Origin of the sequence: Mucilaginibacter sp. KACC 22773 (assembly GCF_028736215.1) — a bacterium.
Classification (GTDB): Bacteria; Bacteroidota; Bacteroidia; order Sphingobacteriales; family Sphingobacteriaceae; genus Mucilaginibacter.
Genome location: NZ_CP117883.1, coordinates 1,852,712 through 1,867,387, shown reverse-complemented (window position 1 = coordinate 1,867,387; position 14,676 = coordinate 1,852,712). Strand labels below are relative to the sequence as shown.

The following is a 14,676-nucleotide window of genomic DNA, read 5'->3' as shown; positions in this document are numbered from 1 at the left end:
CTTATGCGGCAAGCATTTTTTTTCATAATTTAGTATTTAGGTTACTTTAATTATTGGTTTAAGAAGACTCGTAGTTGCGGTACCAATTATTGCGGGGAATGCGACAACATTCTCCGCTTTTTTGGTTTAATAGTTTTAAAGTTCAAATTTTATCATAGGCATATTTTTAGGTATTAACATTATTGGTTAGTAAATAATCACCTTTTTGTACTCAATCAAAAAATTAAAATTGCTGGTTGCTCTTAGTGCCTCCAACGCTGTACTTAGCGACTCCGTGGTGAATTTCCCGCTAAACTTTTTCTCCTTTAACCCATCATTTTTAAATGAAATGGAAACGCCATACCATCTTTCCATTTTTTTTGCCACTTCATCAAAATACTCGTTATCAAATACCAGTTTATTTTCCAGCCATTGCGCTTCTGACGGCAACGAGTCGGTTTTTGCGGTGCGCAAAGTGCTCAAGGTAATCAGGGCTTCGTCTTTATTGTTATGATTGTGTTTGGGATTAAGGATTGTCAATTTCTCGGCGGGTTTTAATATAATCCGTTGTTTTGGCCCCGTAGTGGTAATCAATTCTATTCTCCCCCGTATCAGTGATGTTTCAGAAACATTGTCGTTTGCATACGACCGGACATTAAAAGCAGTGCCCAGCACTTTTATACGCATAGAAGCCGTATTTACAATAAATGGATGTTCGGCATCTTTCACAACATCAAAGAAAGCCTCGCCGGTCAGGCGTATTTCCCTGTTGCCGTTACCATAATTTGTTTTGTAAAAAATTTCGCTCCCTGCGTTAAGCCAAACCTTAGTGCCATCGGGCAATACAATCTTGCTAATGTTTCTTCCAGCTGCTACAACTTGATAGGTTTTAACATTATAGTTACCTGAATAATTTTTCCAATAAAAAAAAGACAATAGGGCAAACACCAGGCAAGCCGCTGCAACGAGTGCCTGAATAACCCTACGCTTTGTATTTTTATTCCGGGGGACAGCCTCGTTAGCAGGGCTTTGAAATGTATCGGAATCTGTGTTACCGGTTTCGAGTCGGCTCTCGAGTTTATCCCATTTTTGCTGAAGTTTATGCGGAATAAAACGGGGTGGCTTATTGGGATTTTGCCGCCACATGGCCTCTAATATTTGTATGGAATAAACATCGGCCCAGGGCTGCATGAGCAAATGATGCAGTTGACGAAGCTCTTCGGGAGTAGCCTCGTTATTAAGTTTTTTGCCAACAAGTGTCCAAATAGTGTCCTGATCCATTTTTTTGCTTCAGAAACAAGGACAGGAGAAAATGAAAATACCCCAGTGAAAAATAAAATTTAATTTGAGGATGCTTTTTTTGTTGTTCTTTTATGGTGATGAGGCGATGCAGATATTGCCGTGGCTATTGCCTTAAGCGCATTTTTCATGTGATACTCAACGGTTTTAACTGAGATATTTAGTATCTCGGCCACCTTACGATATTTCAAACCGTCTTCCTTAACTAATTTAAATACTACTTTGCATTCATCGGGTAGCCGCTGTATGGTATAATTGATGATTTTTGCGAGTTCATCGGTGATGATTACATCCTCAACAGAACCATTGGCATCTTTAAGCTCAAAACTAACCGATTCTATATCAACACAAGTTATCCGATTTGACAAATTATGATTGATGGCCCTGTTTTTTACCGCTACATATAAATAAACCGTCAAATTGTTCACTTCTGTTAGCCCGGCCCGGTTAGCCCATATTTTCACAAAAACGTCGTCCACAATCTCCTCGCCTACCTCCGTTACCTTCACGTAGGAGCAGGCTAACTTCAACAACCTTTCGTAGTATAAAAAGTAGATCTTTTTAAAAGATGCCAGATCACTGTCACGCGCAATTTTTATTAATAGATCTTTAATATTAATATTTAACATTCTTTAATGAGGTTTTGGTACGCGCATTTACAGGGGGGAAATGCATACAATTGGTTACGCTAAATTTAGTTGAGAAAAACAAAGCAGAAGTAAACTATAATAGCTTATTACTAATCTGCTTTTACAATTCGAACAAGCAGTGGTTGTTGAGGCGGGTCTTAAAGCGAAGATGGAGGGAAGATCAGGAAATTGCTGCGCCCAATAAAATACTTCCTTGCTATAACAATGGTATCAAAAAAAAAAGCGGACAGAGACGAAAATCCGTCTCTGTCCGCTCAAGGTTTTCCCACATGGACTCGAACCACGATTGTCTGAACCAGAATCAGAAGTGCTACCATTACACCATAGGAAAATATCAATCAAGCGCAGATTACGCCTGCTTAATATGCAAATATAAGACCAATGGCTTTATTTAGCAAAAATAGTTAAAGACTGGTTTCAGTATATTTTTTGAAATTATCCAGGATAGCCTGCCAGCCTCCCCTTTGCATTTCAATAGGATTTTGCGTTTCGGGGTCAAATGTTTCCGTTACCTTAGTGGTGTCGCCATCGCCAATAAACTCAATTCTTACTTTCCGGCCATCACCAAGCCCATATTCTATCAGGCTATATTGCGCTACGTTACTGTAAACACCTTCAAAATCAAAACTGAAACTTCCATCTTTTGCAGCCATGGTTGTTTTAAACTTGCCGCCTGTTTGCGCATCGTTATCAGCATAAGGCGCGTGCCAATCGTCTGATGCATGGCACCATTGGGTAATATGCTCCGGTTTAGTCCACGATTCCCAAACTTTTTCTATAGGCGCGTTTATGGTGGCTTCTACGGTGATAGTTGTTTTAGCTGCTGTTTCCATTTTATTTTTTTGATTGATTTGCTGTTGATAAAATTAGCAGAATATTTTAAAACGGAATATGGCTAAATGCGACATTTGTGGGGTGCGAATTACAGGTAGAAATGTTTAATATAATTAATTGTGTTTTTATATTTGGCGCAACAATAAGCATCCTTTAGCACAATAATTCTGCCCTATCATTAAAAAAACTATAGCCGATGAGTTTTCTAAAGAATATATTTAAAGGTGGCGAACAACCTGTTAGGTCGTACGCAGATTTTTGGACTTGGTTTCAAAAAAATGAAAAGGCTTTTTTCAGAATAGTTAAAGAAAAGAGGGATATCCACAAAGATTTTTTCGACAAACTTTCGCCAAAGCTTAACGAGCTAAAAGATGGATTTTATTTTTTAACCGGCATATTTGATGAGCATACCGTCGAACTTGTTTTGACTGCCGATGGCGCTGTCAAAAACATTCCCTTTGTAGAAGAACTTGTTAAAGCCGCCCCCCAAATAAATGGTTGGAAGTTTACCGCACTGAAACCTGCTTTAGACATTACAAACGTATATATCAAAATGGACGGCTATAAATTTGCAGATGAAAACATCCATTTTTATGCAAACAATTCGAATGAGTTCCCTGATGAAATAGACATCACCGTTTTACATGACGACCTTACCCAAAAAAATAAAGACACCATCATCAATGGGATATACATTTTCCTTGACAATTTCATTGGCGAACTAAATTTTGCAACCACCATAGATAATATGAATGTTATAGGTAAAAGCGAGGCAGAAAAAGAATTAGTACCAATAGCGAAACTAAAAGATTTTTTAAAATGGCGCGAAAAAGAATTTATTGAAAAGTACGAAGGCGTAAGGCACAACACAGAAAATGACACTTATTCGGGGCTTGAAGCAACCCTGAACAGCGGCAATCCCGTGGTGGCTATCATTAACACCGATTTACTCAACTGGGACAGCAAGGCATCTCACCCCTGGATTATGAGTGTGGAAATTAAATATGGCGGTACAGCCAATAACGGCATGCCCGACAACAAAACCTATCAACTGTTGGATGATATTGAAAAGGATATACTTCATGAATTGAAAGACTTCGACGGTTACCTGAACATTGGCCGCCAAACTGCAGAAAACACCCGCGATATATATTTTGCCTGCAAAGATTTCAGAAAACCATCCATTGTAGCTTATAGTATTGTACAAAAGTATTCCGGCCAGGTTGATATAACATATGATGTTTATAAAGACAAATACTGGCAATCATTCGAGCGGTTTAGATAGTTATGGCATGCGGTGAACAGCAATTACTTCTTGTATTATTTTCACGAATTGCAACTAAAATGGTGTAAAGGCATTGCTTACTATATTCAAATACCGTGCGTTTTAAAATCGTAGTACTTGAAATACAGATTGAGTAAGAAAGCATCATCCATTTATCATATTCAAATCACGATCAGTTTAATTGATAGATGATTTATACTTTTATCTTAGTATATAACAACCAGCTATGCAAGCCATCACTATCGACGAATTTTATAAACAGGTAGGTAAAAACGATACAGAGTCGCTGTTACCGGCCGGCATCAATAAAGAAATAGGACATTTCAATATATTCAACCTGGAAGAACTCATTCCTCGTTTTAAAGACAACCCCGGGCATATGCCCTACAACCGCAGGGCTTACTACAAAATAAGCCTGGTGAGGGGGAAAAACATTGCGGAGTATGCTGATAAGGTGATCCACATCGAAAAAAATGCTTTGCTTTTTGCTACGCCTAAAATACCCTATAACTGGGTACCGCAGGATACGGACCAGGCCGGATATTTCTGTATTTTTACCGGCGATTTTTTAATACAATCAAAAAGCGGTGCCGTGTTAGATGAACTCCCCATCTTTCGCCCGGGAGGCTACCCGGTTTTCCAGGTTACCGATGCGCAGGCAAACGAACTGGAGCTGATGTTTAAAAAAATGCAGCAGGAAATAAGCTCCAATTATTTGTTTAAGTATGATCTTATCCGCAATTATGTAATGGAGGTAATTCATTACGGCCAAAAGCTGGAGCCCCTAACCACCTACAACAGTGCGCATAATGCATCGGCCAGGGTATCATCCCTGTTTATCGAGTTGCTGGAAAGGCAATTCCCGATAGCATCTCCGCAGCAAAAAATAACATTACGAACTGCGCGCGATTATGCCGACCGCCTGGCCGTGCACAGTAACCATCTTAATAAAGTTTTAAAAGAAAATACCGGCAAAACCACAACCGAGCATATTACCAACCGACTTATCCAGGAAGCCAAAATACTGCTTAAACAAACCGATTGGAACATATCAGAAATTGCCTACAGCCTGGGATTTGAACAGCTATCGCACTTTTCAAACTTCTTTAAAAAACAAACATCACTATCACCAATTGAAATACGGGCAAAAATTGTTTGAAATTGATAAATAGCTGATTGATGATTGCAAACATGTTATGGACAATGGCACGTAGCTTAGCGCTATAACAAACCAACATCATGACTCTCAAATTAATTAGCAGCGCCCTTATCATATTTGCAGCCTTTATGAGCATAAAACACGGCTGGCAGGGATTAACCATGAAACCTGGCGCCACTGGCCCCGAAGCAGAATTGTTTGGCAAATGGAATTTAAGCCCCACTACATTAAAAGTAATATCGCTTTTGACACTGCTAAGCGGAATACTTATCCTTATGCCGCAAACTTTTGTAGCAGGTAACATTTTAAACGCCGCCCTGATATTTTTCCTGATGGTGATGTTTTTTTACATAGGGGAATTGAAAGCCGCTTTAATTGAGATACCTTTTTTGCTTATCCCATTAGTGTTGATATATTTGAAATATCCACTTGGATAAAATTACTTATGATAAACAAATCGTCCATTGATAGAAAAAAAGCAATTGAAAAACGATTGAGCGATCATGGCATAGGTGATATCAAAATACAGTACCTGCCTTATCTTGATTTTGATCCTGAAAGCTTTGCAAAACCTTTTGACGTTGGCTGCCGGATTATCATTTTGTATGCAGTTTCGATTGCAGCACAGCATGAAAAACATCGTCAAAAAATCATGAACTGGTTAAAAGCTGAGGGCCTATGGGAATATGTTAGTGAACGGGAAACAAAATTGTTTGAAGGAAAAGTTACAGACAGAAAAGCACTGGTAAATTTTTCATGGCAAATAGAAGCGGCTTACGTATTGGCCTGGTCACTTGGATTAGTTACAAAACTTTCGGTTTCATGCCAGCCCATAGACGACGAGGAATTTAATGAATTTGATACCGTTGTTCCTTTGGCTGGCGAGCCTTTAAATGATTTTTTAACAAAACTGCATTATATCGACGAAACAACCATCATCGACGAAAACCTTTTTAATGAATTGGTTACCACTTACCTGAGAGATATTTATTTTAACGGCAACCCAAACACATCGACGGTAGACCGTGTCGTTTCTTTCGAAAGGCATAAAGCGCTGAACTGGCTTCGCCGCTTCTCCGGAATTGAAGAGTGGGACGAAACAGATACCTCAACCTAAATTGCGATACGCGATAGCGTTTATATGGTTATTTTGCCCGCATTTTATTCCCTTTTGCCTCATGCGTTATCTCTGCAACTCCCAGTGCTTCCATTAATGGTGGTATATACATGCCAAAACGGCCACGTAAACCTTTCTTGAGCCCATACCAGCCACCAACAGGATTTTCGGAGGATCGTCCCCATGCTTCAACAGTGCTTTCTTTGGCCGGCTTTTGCTCGTCGGCACTTCCCAGTTCCATCCAGTCGCCGTGTTGCTTAAGCATTGTGTGCAAATCTTCAAGGCAACGGTAATCATACAGTAACACCGTTTTGCCAACGGTGCACACCAAAACTTCTTTACCATCTTTTACATCGGTGTACATAGTATATTCTGATGATAGCGGCGGTGTTTTAAGGGCTAACGGGTTTTCCTTAGTGTCAATTTGTTCTTTCATTTTATGAAAGCTAAATTAAGGTCTGTCTGAATATTTTATCAATTGGTTTATTGACTTTAAAGTTAGGAGATAATCAGATACACCAGTAAGGTTTGCTATGATTCGTCAGCAAAAAATCCCTAAAAAAAGCCGCTTACAATGTAAGCGGCTTCTGTCATGTCCTGAAAAAAGTAGACACTTTATTGTTTGTTACTTGAGGTGTTAATAAGTCGGAAACTCGTAGAGTTTTCGACTTATTAACACCCTTTTCTTTTTTTGCTTCTTTTTTTCTTTTAAAATTTCCTGTTGCTTGTTAATAACTTAAGCAGCAATATGCACCTGCTGCGGGGTTGCTAAATTCAGTGACCAGTGTGGCCGGTCCGTATTATACGACCATATCGCTTCTTTTACTGCCTTTACCGCATTGCCCTCAGATGTAAAAGCTTCATCTAAGCCATATTCCTGCTTTAGAATGCCGTTTATCCGCTCGGCTGTAGCATTTTCATAACAATGGTTCGCCTCAGTCATGCTGATCTTTATTTTGGCCTTCTTCAGCAGCTTTACATAATCCTTACTGCAATACTGAATTCCGCGATCTGAATGATGAATCAGGTCTTTGGTATCCGGGCATTGCCTGATGGCCATTTTCAAAGCATTAATAGCTCCTTTTATCTTTAAACTATCCGATAAATGCCAGCCCACGATCTTCCGTGAGTAGGCATCTGTGATCAGGAACAGATACACAAAGTCATCCTTTGTTCGGATATAGGTAATATCCGAAACCCAACCCTGGTGCGCCTTATGCAGCAGTTTATCTTTCAACAAGTTCCTGTATACCCTAAAACGATGGTAAGAATCTGTCGTTGAGATATATTTACGACGCCTCTTTACCAATAAACCGTTCCGCGCCAACAACTCAAAGAACTTATCCCGGCCAAGCTTTATTCCCGCTTGCTTCAGATCACCCTTTAAAACGGAGTACAACTTCTTGCCTCCTATACGCGGGTGACGCCTACGTACATCATGTATAAGCGACAATACCAACTGCTCATTTAACAGTTTCTTATCCGCTGACTCTACGGCTTTATAATAACCACTCCTGCTTACTTCGAAATAGCTACATAGCTCACTTAGCGCGTATCGCTTCCGGAGGAATCCGATGCTGCTGTGCCAAACTTTTTTTTTAAATCTGTCCCGTATAGTTTACCTGCCTGCCTGATCACTTCCTCTGCGCAATCTCTTGACAAATAGGCATCTGCCAAAGCTAATTTTAACTTCTTGACCTCTTTCTCTAACTCCAACAGCCGGTCTTTCTCATCTTTCGTTTCCACTCTAATTACCGTATTTAATAAATGTTGTTTCCCTAATTCTTTAAGCCATTTGTTTATCGTCTCTGCCCCACCTATGCCATAACGACGATTTGCTTCTGAGATCTGCAGACCCTCCTGTTCAATCTCATTGACTACTTTTTGTTTAAAGCTAATACTGTACCGAATTACTTTTCGCTTACTTTTTGTCATTTTTCCTGATTATTTAAGTTAACTATACTGTCAACCTATTTCAGGACAAGACATTCCTCTCTTAATTCTTGACTCTTAATTCTTGCTTCTATTTTATTAACGCCTTAATCCTCGTTAACAAATGAACGCAGCATCCAGGTATTTTTTTCATTAAACTGCATAAAGCGGTTCACCATATCGTTGGTACCGTCATCGCCGGCTTCCGCTGTAATATCCAGGATCTCCCTTTCTTTGGCTATCAGGGCGGCAAGGTCGTCAATAATGGCCTTTACCATTAGGGTATCCTTTAAACCAATGGTTTGAATTTCTTTAATTTGGGCGGTTTCGATATAGTCTTTAAACGTACTATACGGTGGTTTACCTAACGACAGGATCCTTTCGGCCAGTTCATCAATGGTTAATAAAGCAGCGGTATACAACTCCTCAAATTTAAGGTGCAATGTAAAAAAACTTGGCCCTTTTACATTCCAATGGCATCCGCGCAGTTTTTGGTAATGGATGTGGTAGTTTGCCAAAAGATCGTTCAAATGGTCGACAACCGGCTTTACTTTTGTTTCTTCTAAGCTAATTTGTTCAGCATTCATAGTAGTAGTGATTTAGTGCTTTTAATACCGCCGCAGCGGCAATGTTTGGTAAAATTAACACTGTTTTGAAGATATTAAGCATATTTACACACTTTATGACAAAGTTGCTACCATTCATCCAACATCAGTGTAAATGGCCCGTGTGGCGTATCGAGATTGACGGGCCGGGTAATATTATATTTCTGGAAGTACGCAATAGCGGGGATAAATTGGTTTCATTTACATCAATCAACCTGGATAGCGGCATCGTAAACTTTGAAGGTCTTACTACTCCCGAGCGATGGCTTACCGGTATCGAGACCGCGTTTGACGGAGTACTTGTTTTGCATAATTATCAATCAGAAAAAGGCCCGGCACACAAGGGATTAACAGCTATTGACGGGCTGTCCGGAAAAACCTTATGGAGCAATTACACCCTGGCATTTGATCATCTCTCGGCAACTGGACCGGTAGTTTACAATACTCAAATACAGCCCCCAAAGCTCGTTCTGGCCGATATCAAAACCGGGGGAATAGTAAGAACCTACCAGCCTGTTATTGATGTGGGCTTCAACAACCATATTTTAAGCCCGCAGGTGTTACCGGCACAAGCATTTAAAAGTTTGCCCCCCGGTGTTGACGCCTACGGAAATACCGTGGATTACCTTGAGCACAATAATTTTAGAATTGTATCTTTGCACACGTTTTTGGACGGGCAACTTAAACAGCACCTTTATATTTTTGACGATGAGGGTGGTACTGTTTATCACGATTTGTTGCAAAGCGATATACAAAAATTGCAGCCCGAGGCGTTTGTAGTACATGATAATAAACTGATCTACCTTAAAAACAGGTCGGTGTTAATAGTTTTAAATTTACAAAATACTGTATTATAACATATTATGAAATTAAAGGTCCTTTTATTGATCGCTCCCCTACTAACCATTTCTGTCTCCGTTTTTGCAAGCACTGCTAAAGATTCCATTGGTGTTGAAAACCAGAATGGTAAAAAAATCATCCTTCACAAATTAGATCCTAAAGACAATTACTACTCCATAGGCAGGCGCTATAAAGTAAGCCCAAAAGCCATTATCCAGTTTAACAACAACGCACCGCTTAAAATTGGCGGCACCATTAAGGTGCCTACCGACCTGCCATTTGATGAAGCCCAAACGGCAACTACAGTGCAGCCAACAAAACCGGCGGTACAACCGGCTGTAGTACAGCAAAAGACCCAGGTTCAGCCCGCTGTTACCAAAACGTCACCGGTAGTTCAGCAACCGGTAGCACAGCCACAGCAGGCACCGGTAGTACAGCAACCCGTGGCAGCAACACCAAAACCAGCTACACCGGCACCGGCAACAACGCAGCCAGCTACAGCGGTAAATATGGATAACGTACAACAGTATAAAATATCGGCCGGCGAAACAATTTACTCAATTGCCAAAAGATTCAATACTTCGGTTGAGGACATCAGGAATTTAAACAACTTAAGCTCTGATGATCTAAAAGCCGACCAGATAATCAAAGTTCGTACCGGTATGCCGCCAGAAGAACGGACGGTTGCCAAGCAGGATGTATTGAAAACCGATTCGGCAAACATGCCAATTGATAGTGCCGACGCAAAATTTAAAGCCAACCGTTTTGGCTTATATGAAAAAAACGAAAAAGGCGTAGCCACCTGGATAGATGATACCAGCCTTGACCCTAAAAAAGAATTGGTGTTACACCGCACCGCACCAATAGGCACGGTTATAAAAATCACCAACCCGATGAATAATCATACTACTTATGCTAAAGTAGTGGGTCGTTTTACTGATAGCGAGGCTACCAAAAATGTGCTCATTGTAATGACCAAAAACACTGCCGATGCTTTAGGCGCATTAGATAAACGCATTAACGTAAATATCAGCTACGGAAGCCCGAATGAATAAACCTTATATTATTGGAATTGCCGGTGGAAGCGGATCTGGCAAAACTTTTTTTTTGAAATGTTTCCTGGAGCATTTTACTGCTGATGAAGTATCGTTGGTGTCGCAGGATGACTACTATATCCCCGTGGCGCACAATATGACCAAGGAGGAGAATAAGCTATACAACTTTGATTTACCCTCGACTATAGATGACCGGCATTTTCATGATGATATTGGCAAGCTTTTAAATAAAGAACCGGTTATTAAGCATGAGTATACCTTCAACAACCCCGATGCCATCCCAAAGGTGCTGGAAATAAAGCCTGCCCCAATCCTGATAGTAGAAGGCCTGTTTATCCTGCATTTTAAAGAGATTGCCGGCATGCTGGATATGAAAATTTTCATAGAGGCCGAAGACGACATAGCCCTGCAGCGCCGCCTTAAACGCGATTTGCTGGAACGTGGCTACTCGCACGATGATGTGATGTACAAATGGGTAAACCATGTGGTGCCAGCTTATAAAGAGTTCCTGTTACCTTACAAAGATGAATGCGATAAGGTGATAACCAACAACACACACGTTGCGGACGATATCATCGCAGTAACAGAAGAAATATCAGCTAATTTGAGAGAAAAGCTTTTTTAAAAGAATTTGAAAATTTGAGGATTTGAGAATTTTAAAATGAAGCCTTTTTGATTTGAAAATTTGAGGATTAACAAATTATTTCAGACATTTTCAAATCTTCAAATTAAAATCAGTTTCCTATAATTTTCCTGGTTTCGTTGTGGTAATCGGTTTTGGTAATTACGCCGGCCCTGAACAGGTTTCTCAATTTTGTAAGTTCAGCTTCTATTTTAGGACAGCAGTTGTGGGTATTGAGTTTGTATGATCGCAGCGGGTCTTTATCAGTGCGGAGCGCCCACACTAACGAAATTATCCAGGCTATCACCGTCCAGCCTAAAAGTACATTAAGCAATAATACTGATGTAAAGTTATTTTTCTCCCTGGCCATTATAGATGGCAACAGATAAACGGGCATTGTAATGGATAACAAAATGAATATTAGTATCAGTTCTGGATAATCTATCATAACTTAATTTAATATTGTCATTTATACGCAATAACTTATCTGTAAGATGCAAATAATTTTCTATTAATGCCATACCTCATTAAGGTATTTTTTTTTAGAGCACTATCTCCGGCACCTCTCCTTCTATAATTAACTCCCCGGCGGTCGCTTTTATTATCTCTTCTACAGTTACGCCGGGGGCTCGCTCCAGTAATTTAAAGCCGCCCTGCGGCAAAACGTCAAATACGCCCAGCTCGGTTACTATCTTTTTTACACAGTGCACGCCGGTTAAAGGCAAGGTGCACTTAGGTAATAACTTCGATTCGCCCGCTTTGTTTACGTGCTGCATGGCTACAATGATATTTTCTGCCGATGCCACCAGGTCCATAGCACCACCCATACCCTTCACCATTTTGCCGGGAATCTTCCAGTTGGCTATATCCCCGTTCTCGGATACTTCCATGGCGCCCAGGATAGTCAGGTTAACCTTCCTGGCTCTGATCATCCCGAAACTCATAGCCGAATCGAATATTGAGGAACCAGGCAGCATGGTAATAGTTTGCTTACCCGCGTTAATTACATCCGGGTCTTCTTCTCCCTCAAACGGAAATGGCCCCATCCCCAACAACCCGTTTTCCGATTGCAAAACCACATCCATCGTTTCGGGGATGTAATTGGCCACCAATGTGGGGATACCTATACCAAGGTTAACATAGTAACCGTCTTTTATTTCTTTGGCGATGCGTTTAGCGATGCCGTTTTTATCTAACATAAAATTAATTTGAAAATTTGAGGATTTGAAAATTTGAAGATGGATTTAATTTTCATACTATCCACTTTTTGCACTCGCTATAATTTTTGATAATATTTTATTGATCACTTTCAACTTTTCAATCAATGACATACTAAACGGATAACCCTTAGAAAACTGGCAAAGCAATAGGAAATACTCAGTCTCGTCGGCTTCCTTAGCAGCTATTTTAAACTTATGTATAAATCATTTTTACTTTCCGCATTTTGAGCTTCACGCACATTTGCCCCAATTGATGTCCCGGATCTGATGATTTGCTTCGCAATAGCGAATTTCCTATTAGCTTCCAACTCCTCCGAAAACTCAATAATATCAAGCGCGAACTCAAAAGTCAATTTAACAATCAGGTTTTCTTTATCGTCTCTCATTTAATCATTCTTATCCATTTTTAACCATTTTCAAATCTTCAAATTATTCATACATTTTCAAATCTTCAAATTCTCAAATTTTCAAATTACTCTCACCGTTCTATGTTCAATCCGTTTTTCGTAGTCTTTACCCTGAAAAATCCTATGTACATAAATTCCCGGCGTATGAATGTGATCGGGATCCAACTCACCAGGTTCAACAAGTTCCTCTACCTCTGCAATGGTTACCTTTCCGGCCATAGCCATAACAGGGTTAAAATTCCGGGCGGTCGATTTATAGATAAGGTTACCCATGGTATCGCCTTTCCAGGCTTTTACAATGGCAAAATCGGCATCAAAAGCCATTTCCATCAGGTAATCTTTACCATTAAAATTGCGGACTTCTTTGCCTATTGCTACCTCGGTACCAACGCCCGCCGGGGTAAAAATAGCTGGCATGCCGTAGCCTGCGGCCATACACCGTGTTGCCAGCGTACCCTGAGGGATTAGCTCCACCTCAAGTTCGCCGCTTAACAGCTGGCGTTCAAATTCGGCGTTTTCGCCAACGTACGATGAAATCATTTTTTTTACCTGGCGCTGTTGCAGCATCAGTCCGATGCCAAAGTCATCAACACCGGCATTGTTGCTGATACAGGTAAGCTGGCTTACTCCTTTTTTTACCAGTGCGGCTATACATTTTTCGGGTAATCCGCATAAACCAAAACCACCCAACATCAGGGTCATACCGTCCCGGATGTCGCGAATGGCCTCATCGGCATCACTTACTACTTTGTTCATGTTTTATAATTGGTTAATTCAAAACTACTGATAAGAGTCAAGAATCAAGAGCAAGGAATCAAGATTTTTTCAATCGACGGTCACCAACGATAAATTATTCGCGCCACCATACTGAAGCAGTCTTAAATTTTAACTTTTGATTTTTAATTATTCATAATAATTAAACAAATAAAACAATTAGAAAATTAGAACATTGTAATTATACATCAACACATAAAACCTATGGAATTAAAAGATAACGGGTTTGGCGAAAGCAATGACTTACCAAACGAACAAACGCAAAATAAGCCTAATACATATCGGGTAGACGACGATGATAACCTGACGGAAGAAAACCTGCAGCATGGCTACCCAACATCGAAAGACGACATGAAAAAACAGGATGCCCCCGGTATGGAAGGGCAAGGCATGGGCGGGCAAAGTTTTGGCGAAAATAACCTGACCCCATCGGGTGATGACCCGGCCAATCCGTCGCAAAACGCGGGTTATAACAATGAGTACTTCCGCCGCACGCAGCCATCTGAAGAGCATCCGGAAAATAATAATTTTAAGGATCCTAACCAGTCAGGGTATTCAGATTATAATGCGGCTACAGGTAGCCAGGGTAACGGCGAAAATACCGGTAGCGAGGAAGACGAAAAACCCGGTGAATCGCAGCAACAATACCAGGAAGGAACCGCCGATGATGACGGTCAAGGCGAAGACAACCAAGCCAATATACCAGGGCCAAATGAGGTACCTGACCAGCAGAAAGTTGGGGAATAAAAATTGATGTGCAGATATGCAGATTTTAGATGTGCAGATTTTTTTTTGAACTCGGTATTTTCTGATTAAATGATTTACAGGAAATGTGGCTTTGCAAATCAAAATCTGATAAATGTGCTTAATCCAAGTTCAGACAAAAATTATCTGCACA

The 14,676-nt window shown here is 40.4% G+C and carries 18 protein-coding genes and 1 pseudogene; 8 read left to right on the top strand and 11 right to left on the bottom strand.

Going from position 1 to position 14,676, the window contains the following annotated elements; translation table 11 throughout:
* Positions 1-186 precede the first annotated feature (186 nt).
* From PQ469_RS08265 to PQ469_RS08255, 3 genes are all read right to left on the bottom strand, one after another.
* A complete protein-coding gene (locus PQ469_RS08265) occupies positions 187-1,260 on the bottom strand; it encodes a FecR family protein (protein ID WP_274212523.1) in 1,074 nt (357 codons plus the stop codon).
* 59 nt (positions 1,261-1,319) lie between these two features.
* Entirely contained in the window at positions 1,320-1,907 is a 588-nt protein-coding gene (locus PQ469_RS08260; RefSeq protein WP_274212522.1) for an RNA polymerase sigma-70 factor, read from the bottom strand.
* Positions 1,908-2,332: 425 nt separating this feature from the next.
* Positions 2,333-2,761, bottom strand: a complete 429-nt coding sequence (locus tag PQ469_RS08255) for an SRPBCC family protein (RefSeq protein ID WP_274212521.1) — start codon at positions 2,759-2,761, stop codon at positions 2,333-2,335.
* Positions 2,762-2,958: 197 nt separating this feature from the next.
* Here PQ469_RS08255 and PQ469_RS08250 point away from each other — a divergent pair, with 197 nt between their 5' ends.
* The 4 genes from PQ469_RS08250 to PQ469_RS08235 all read left to right on the top strand — a co-directional run bounded on the left by PQ469_RS08250 (position 2,959) and on the right by PQ469_RS08235 (position 6,323).
* The gene (locus PQ469_RS08250; RefSeq protein ID WP_274212520.1) at positions 2,959-4,047 is read left to right on the top strand and encodes a DUF695 domain-containing protein; all 1,089 of its coding nucleotides are present in this window, start codon (positions 2,959-2,961) and stop codon (positions 4,045-4,047) included.
* A 226-nt stretch (positions 4,048-4,273) separates the two neighbouring features.
* Entirely contained in the window at positions 4,274-5,206 is a 933-nt protein-coding gene (locus PQ469_RS08245; protein ID WP_274212519.1) for a helix-turn-helix domain-containing protein, read from the top strand.
* Positions 5,207-5,286: 80 nt separating this feature from the next.
* Entirely contained in the window at positions 5,287-5,643 is a 357-nt protein-coding gene (locus PQ469_RS08240) for a hypothetical protein (protein WP_274212518.1), read from the top strand.
* Positions 5,644-5,651: 8 nt separating this feature from the next.
* Complete coding sequence (locus PQ469_RS08235; protein WP_274212517.1) at positions 5,652-6,323, top strand: DUF4272 domain-containing protein; 672 nt, start codon at positions 5,652-5,654, stop codon at positions 6,321-6,323.
* A 28-nt stretch (positions 6,324-6,351) separates the two neighbouring features.
* On the opposite strand, the gene PQ469_RS08230 is transcribed toward PQ469_RS08235, so the two are convergent.
* The 4 genes from PQ469_RS08230 to PQ469_RS08215 form a co-directional block, all read right to left on the bottom strand.
* Positions 6,352-6,759 (bottom strand): DUF6855 family protein, encoded by a 408-nt coding sequence (locus PQ469_RS08230; protein WP_274212516.1) that lies wholly within the window; start codon positions 6,757-6,759, stop codon positions 6,352-6,354.
* Positions 6,760-7,059: 300 nt separating this feature from the next.
* The gene (locus tag PQ469_RS08225; RefSeq protein WP_274213817.1) at positions 7,060-7,899 is read right to left on the bottom strand and encodes an IS3 family transposase; all 840 of its coding nucleotides are present in this window, start codon (positions 7,897-7,899) and stop codon (positions 7,060-7,062) included.
* Entirely contained in the window at positions 7,869-8,258 is a 390-nt protein-coding gene (locus tag PQ469_RS08220) for a transposase (RefSeq protein WP_274209199.1), read from the bottom strand. Before PQ469_RS08220 ends, PQ469_RS08225 begins: the two co-directional genes overlap by 31 nt.
* A 104-nt stretch (positions 8,259-8,362) precedes the next feature.
* Positions 8,363-8,842 (bottom strand): Dps family protein, encoded by a 480-nt coding sequence (locus PQ469_RS08215; protein WP_274212515.1) that lies wholly within the window; start codon positions 8,840-8,842, stop codon positions 8,363-8,365.
* Positions 8,843-8,937: 95 nt separating this feature from the next.
* Between PQ469_RS08215 and PQ469_RS08210 the strand changes: the two genes are divergently transcribed.
* From PQ469_RS08210 to PQ469_RS08200, 3 genes are read left to right on the top strand one after another with little or no spacing between them, the layout of a single operon-like run.
* Positions 8,938-9,717, top strand: a complete 780-nt coding sequence (locus PQ469_RS08210) for a DUF4905 domain-containing protein (protein WP_274212514.1) — start codon at positions 8,938-8,940, stop codon at positions 9,715-9,717.
* Between the two features lie 6 nt (positions 9,718-9,723).
* Positions 9,724-10,755: a LysM peptidoglycan-binding domain-containing protein gene (locus PQ469_RS08205; protein WP_274212512.1), complete on the top strand. Its 1,032-nt coding sequence runs from the start codon at positions 9,724-9,726 to the stop codon at positions 10,753-10,755.
* The gene (locus PQ469_RS08200; RefSeq protein ID WP_274212511.1) at positions 10,748-11,380 is read left to right on the top strand and encodes a uridine kinase family protein; all 633 of its coding nucleotides are present in this window, start codon (positions 10,748-10,750) and stop codon (positions 11,378-11,380) included. Before PQ469_RS08205 ends, PQ469_RS08200 begins: the two co-directional genes overlap by 8 nt.
* A gap of 109 nt (positions 11,381-11,489) precedes the next feature.
* Here the strand turns inward: PQ469_RS08200 and PQ469_RS08195 are convergent, their stop codons facing one another.
* From PQ469_RS08195 to PQ469_RS08180, 4 genes and pseudogenes are all read right to left on the bottom strand, one after another.
* The gene (locus PQ469_RS08195) at positions 11,490-11,825 is read right to left on the bottom strand and encodes a superinfection immunity protein (protein ID WP_274212510.1); all 336 of its coding nucleotides are present in this window, start codon (positions 11,823-11,825) and stop codon (positions 11,490-11,492) included.
* Between the two features lie 94 nt (positions 11,826-11,919).
* Positions 11,920-12,576 (bottom strand): 3-oxoacid CoA-transferase subunit B, encoded by a 657-nt coding sequence (locus PQ469_RS08190; RefSeq protein ID WP_090648966.1) that lies wholly within the window; start codon positions 12,574-12,576, stop codon positions 11,920-11,922.
* A gap of 57 nt (positions 12,577-12,633) precedes the next feature.
* Positions 12,634-12,983, bottom strand: a pseudogene (locus PQ469_RS08185) (four helix bundle protein).
* A gap of 81 nt (positions 12,984-13,064) precedes the next feature.
* A complete protein-coding gene (locus PQ469_RS08180) occupies positions 13,065-13,760 on the bottom strand; it encodes a CoA transferase subunit A (protein WP_274212509.1) in 696 nt (231 codons plus the stop codon).
* Positions 13,761-13,982: 222 nt separating this feature from the next.
* Here PQ469_RS08180 and PQ469_RS08175 point away from each other — a divergent pair, with 222 nt between their 5' ends.
* Positions 13,983-14,525 carry a hypothetical protein gene (locus PQ469_RS08175; protein WP_274212508.1) on the top strand — a complete coding sequence of 181 codons (543 nt, stop codon included), beginning with the start codon at positions 13,983-13,985 and terminating at the stop codon, positions 14,523-14,525.
* Positions 14,526-14,676 lie beyond the last annotated feature (151 nt).

Coding starts and splice junctions, on each gene's coding strand:
- PQ469_RS08265 (WP_274212523.1), bottom strand. CDS start 1,260: ATGGATCAGGACACTATTTGGACACTTGTTGGCAAAAAACTTAATAAC.
- PQ469_RS08260 (WP_274212522.1), bottom strand. CDS start 1,907: ATGTTAAATATTAATATTAAAGATCTATTAATAAAAATTGCGCGTGAC.
- PQ469_RS08255 (WP_274212521.1), bottom strand. CDS start 2,761: ATGGAAACAGCAGCTAAAACAACTATCACCGTAGAAGCCACCATAAAC.
- PQ469_RS08250 (WP_274212520.1), top strand. CDS start 2,959: ATGAGTTTTCTAAAGAATATATTTAAAGGTGGCGAACAACCTGTTAGG.
- PQ469_RS08245 (WP_274212519.1), top strand. CDS start 4,274: ATGCAAGCCATCACTATCGACGAATTTTATAAACAGGTAGGTAAAAAC.
- PQ469_RS08240 (WP_274212518.1), top strand. CDS start 5,287: ATGACTCTCAAATTAATTAGCAGCGCCCTTATCATATTTGCAGCCTTT.
- PQ469_RS08235 (WP_274212517.1), top strand. CDS start 5,652: ATGATAAACAAATCGTCCATTGATAGAAAAAAAGCAATTGAAAAACGA.
- PQ469_RS08230 (WP_274212516.1), bottom strand. CDS start 6,759: ATGAAAGAACAAATTGACACTAAGGAAAACCCGTTAGCCCTTAAAACA.
- PQ469_RS08220 (WP_274209199.1), bottom strand. CDS start 8,258: ATGACAAAAAGTAAGCGAAAAGTAATTCGGTACAGTATTAGCTTTAAA.
- PQ469_RS08215 (WP_274212515.1), bottom strand. CDS start 8,842: ATGAATGCTGAACAAATTAGCTTAGAAGAAACAAAAGTAAAGCCGGTT.
- PQ469_RS08210 (WP_274212514.1), top strand. CDS start 8,938: ATGACAAAGTTGCTACCATTCATCCAACATCAGTGTAAATGGCCCGTG.
- PQ469_RS08205 (WP_274212512.1), top strand. CDS start 9,724: ATGAAATTAAAGGTCCTTTTATTGATCGCTCCCCTACTAACCATTTCT.
- PQ469_RS08200 (WP_274212511.1), top strand. CDS start 10,748: ATGAATAAACCTTATATTATTGGAATTGCCGGTGGAAGCGGATCTGGC.
- PQ469_RS08195 (WP_274212510.1), bottom strand. CDS start 11,825: ATGATAGATTATCCAGAACTGATACTAATATTCATTTTGTTATCCATT.
- PQ469_RS08190 (WP_090648966.1), bottom strand. CDS start 12,576: ATGTTAGATAAAAACGGCATCGCTAAACGCATCGCCAAAGAAATAAAA.
- PQ469_RS08180 (WP_274212509.1), bottom strand. CDS start 13,760: ATGAACAAAGTAGTAAGTGATGCCGATGAGGCCATTCGCGACATCCGG.
- PQ469_RS08175 (WP_274212508.1), top strand. CDS start 13,983: ATGGAATTAAAAGATAACGGGTTTGGCGAAAGCAATGACTTACCAAAC.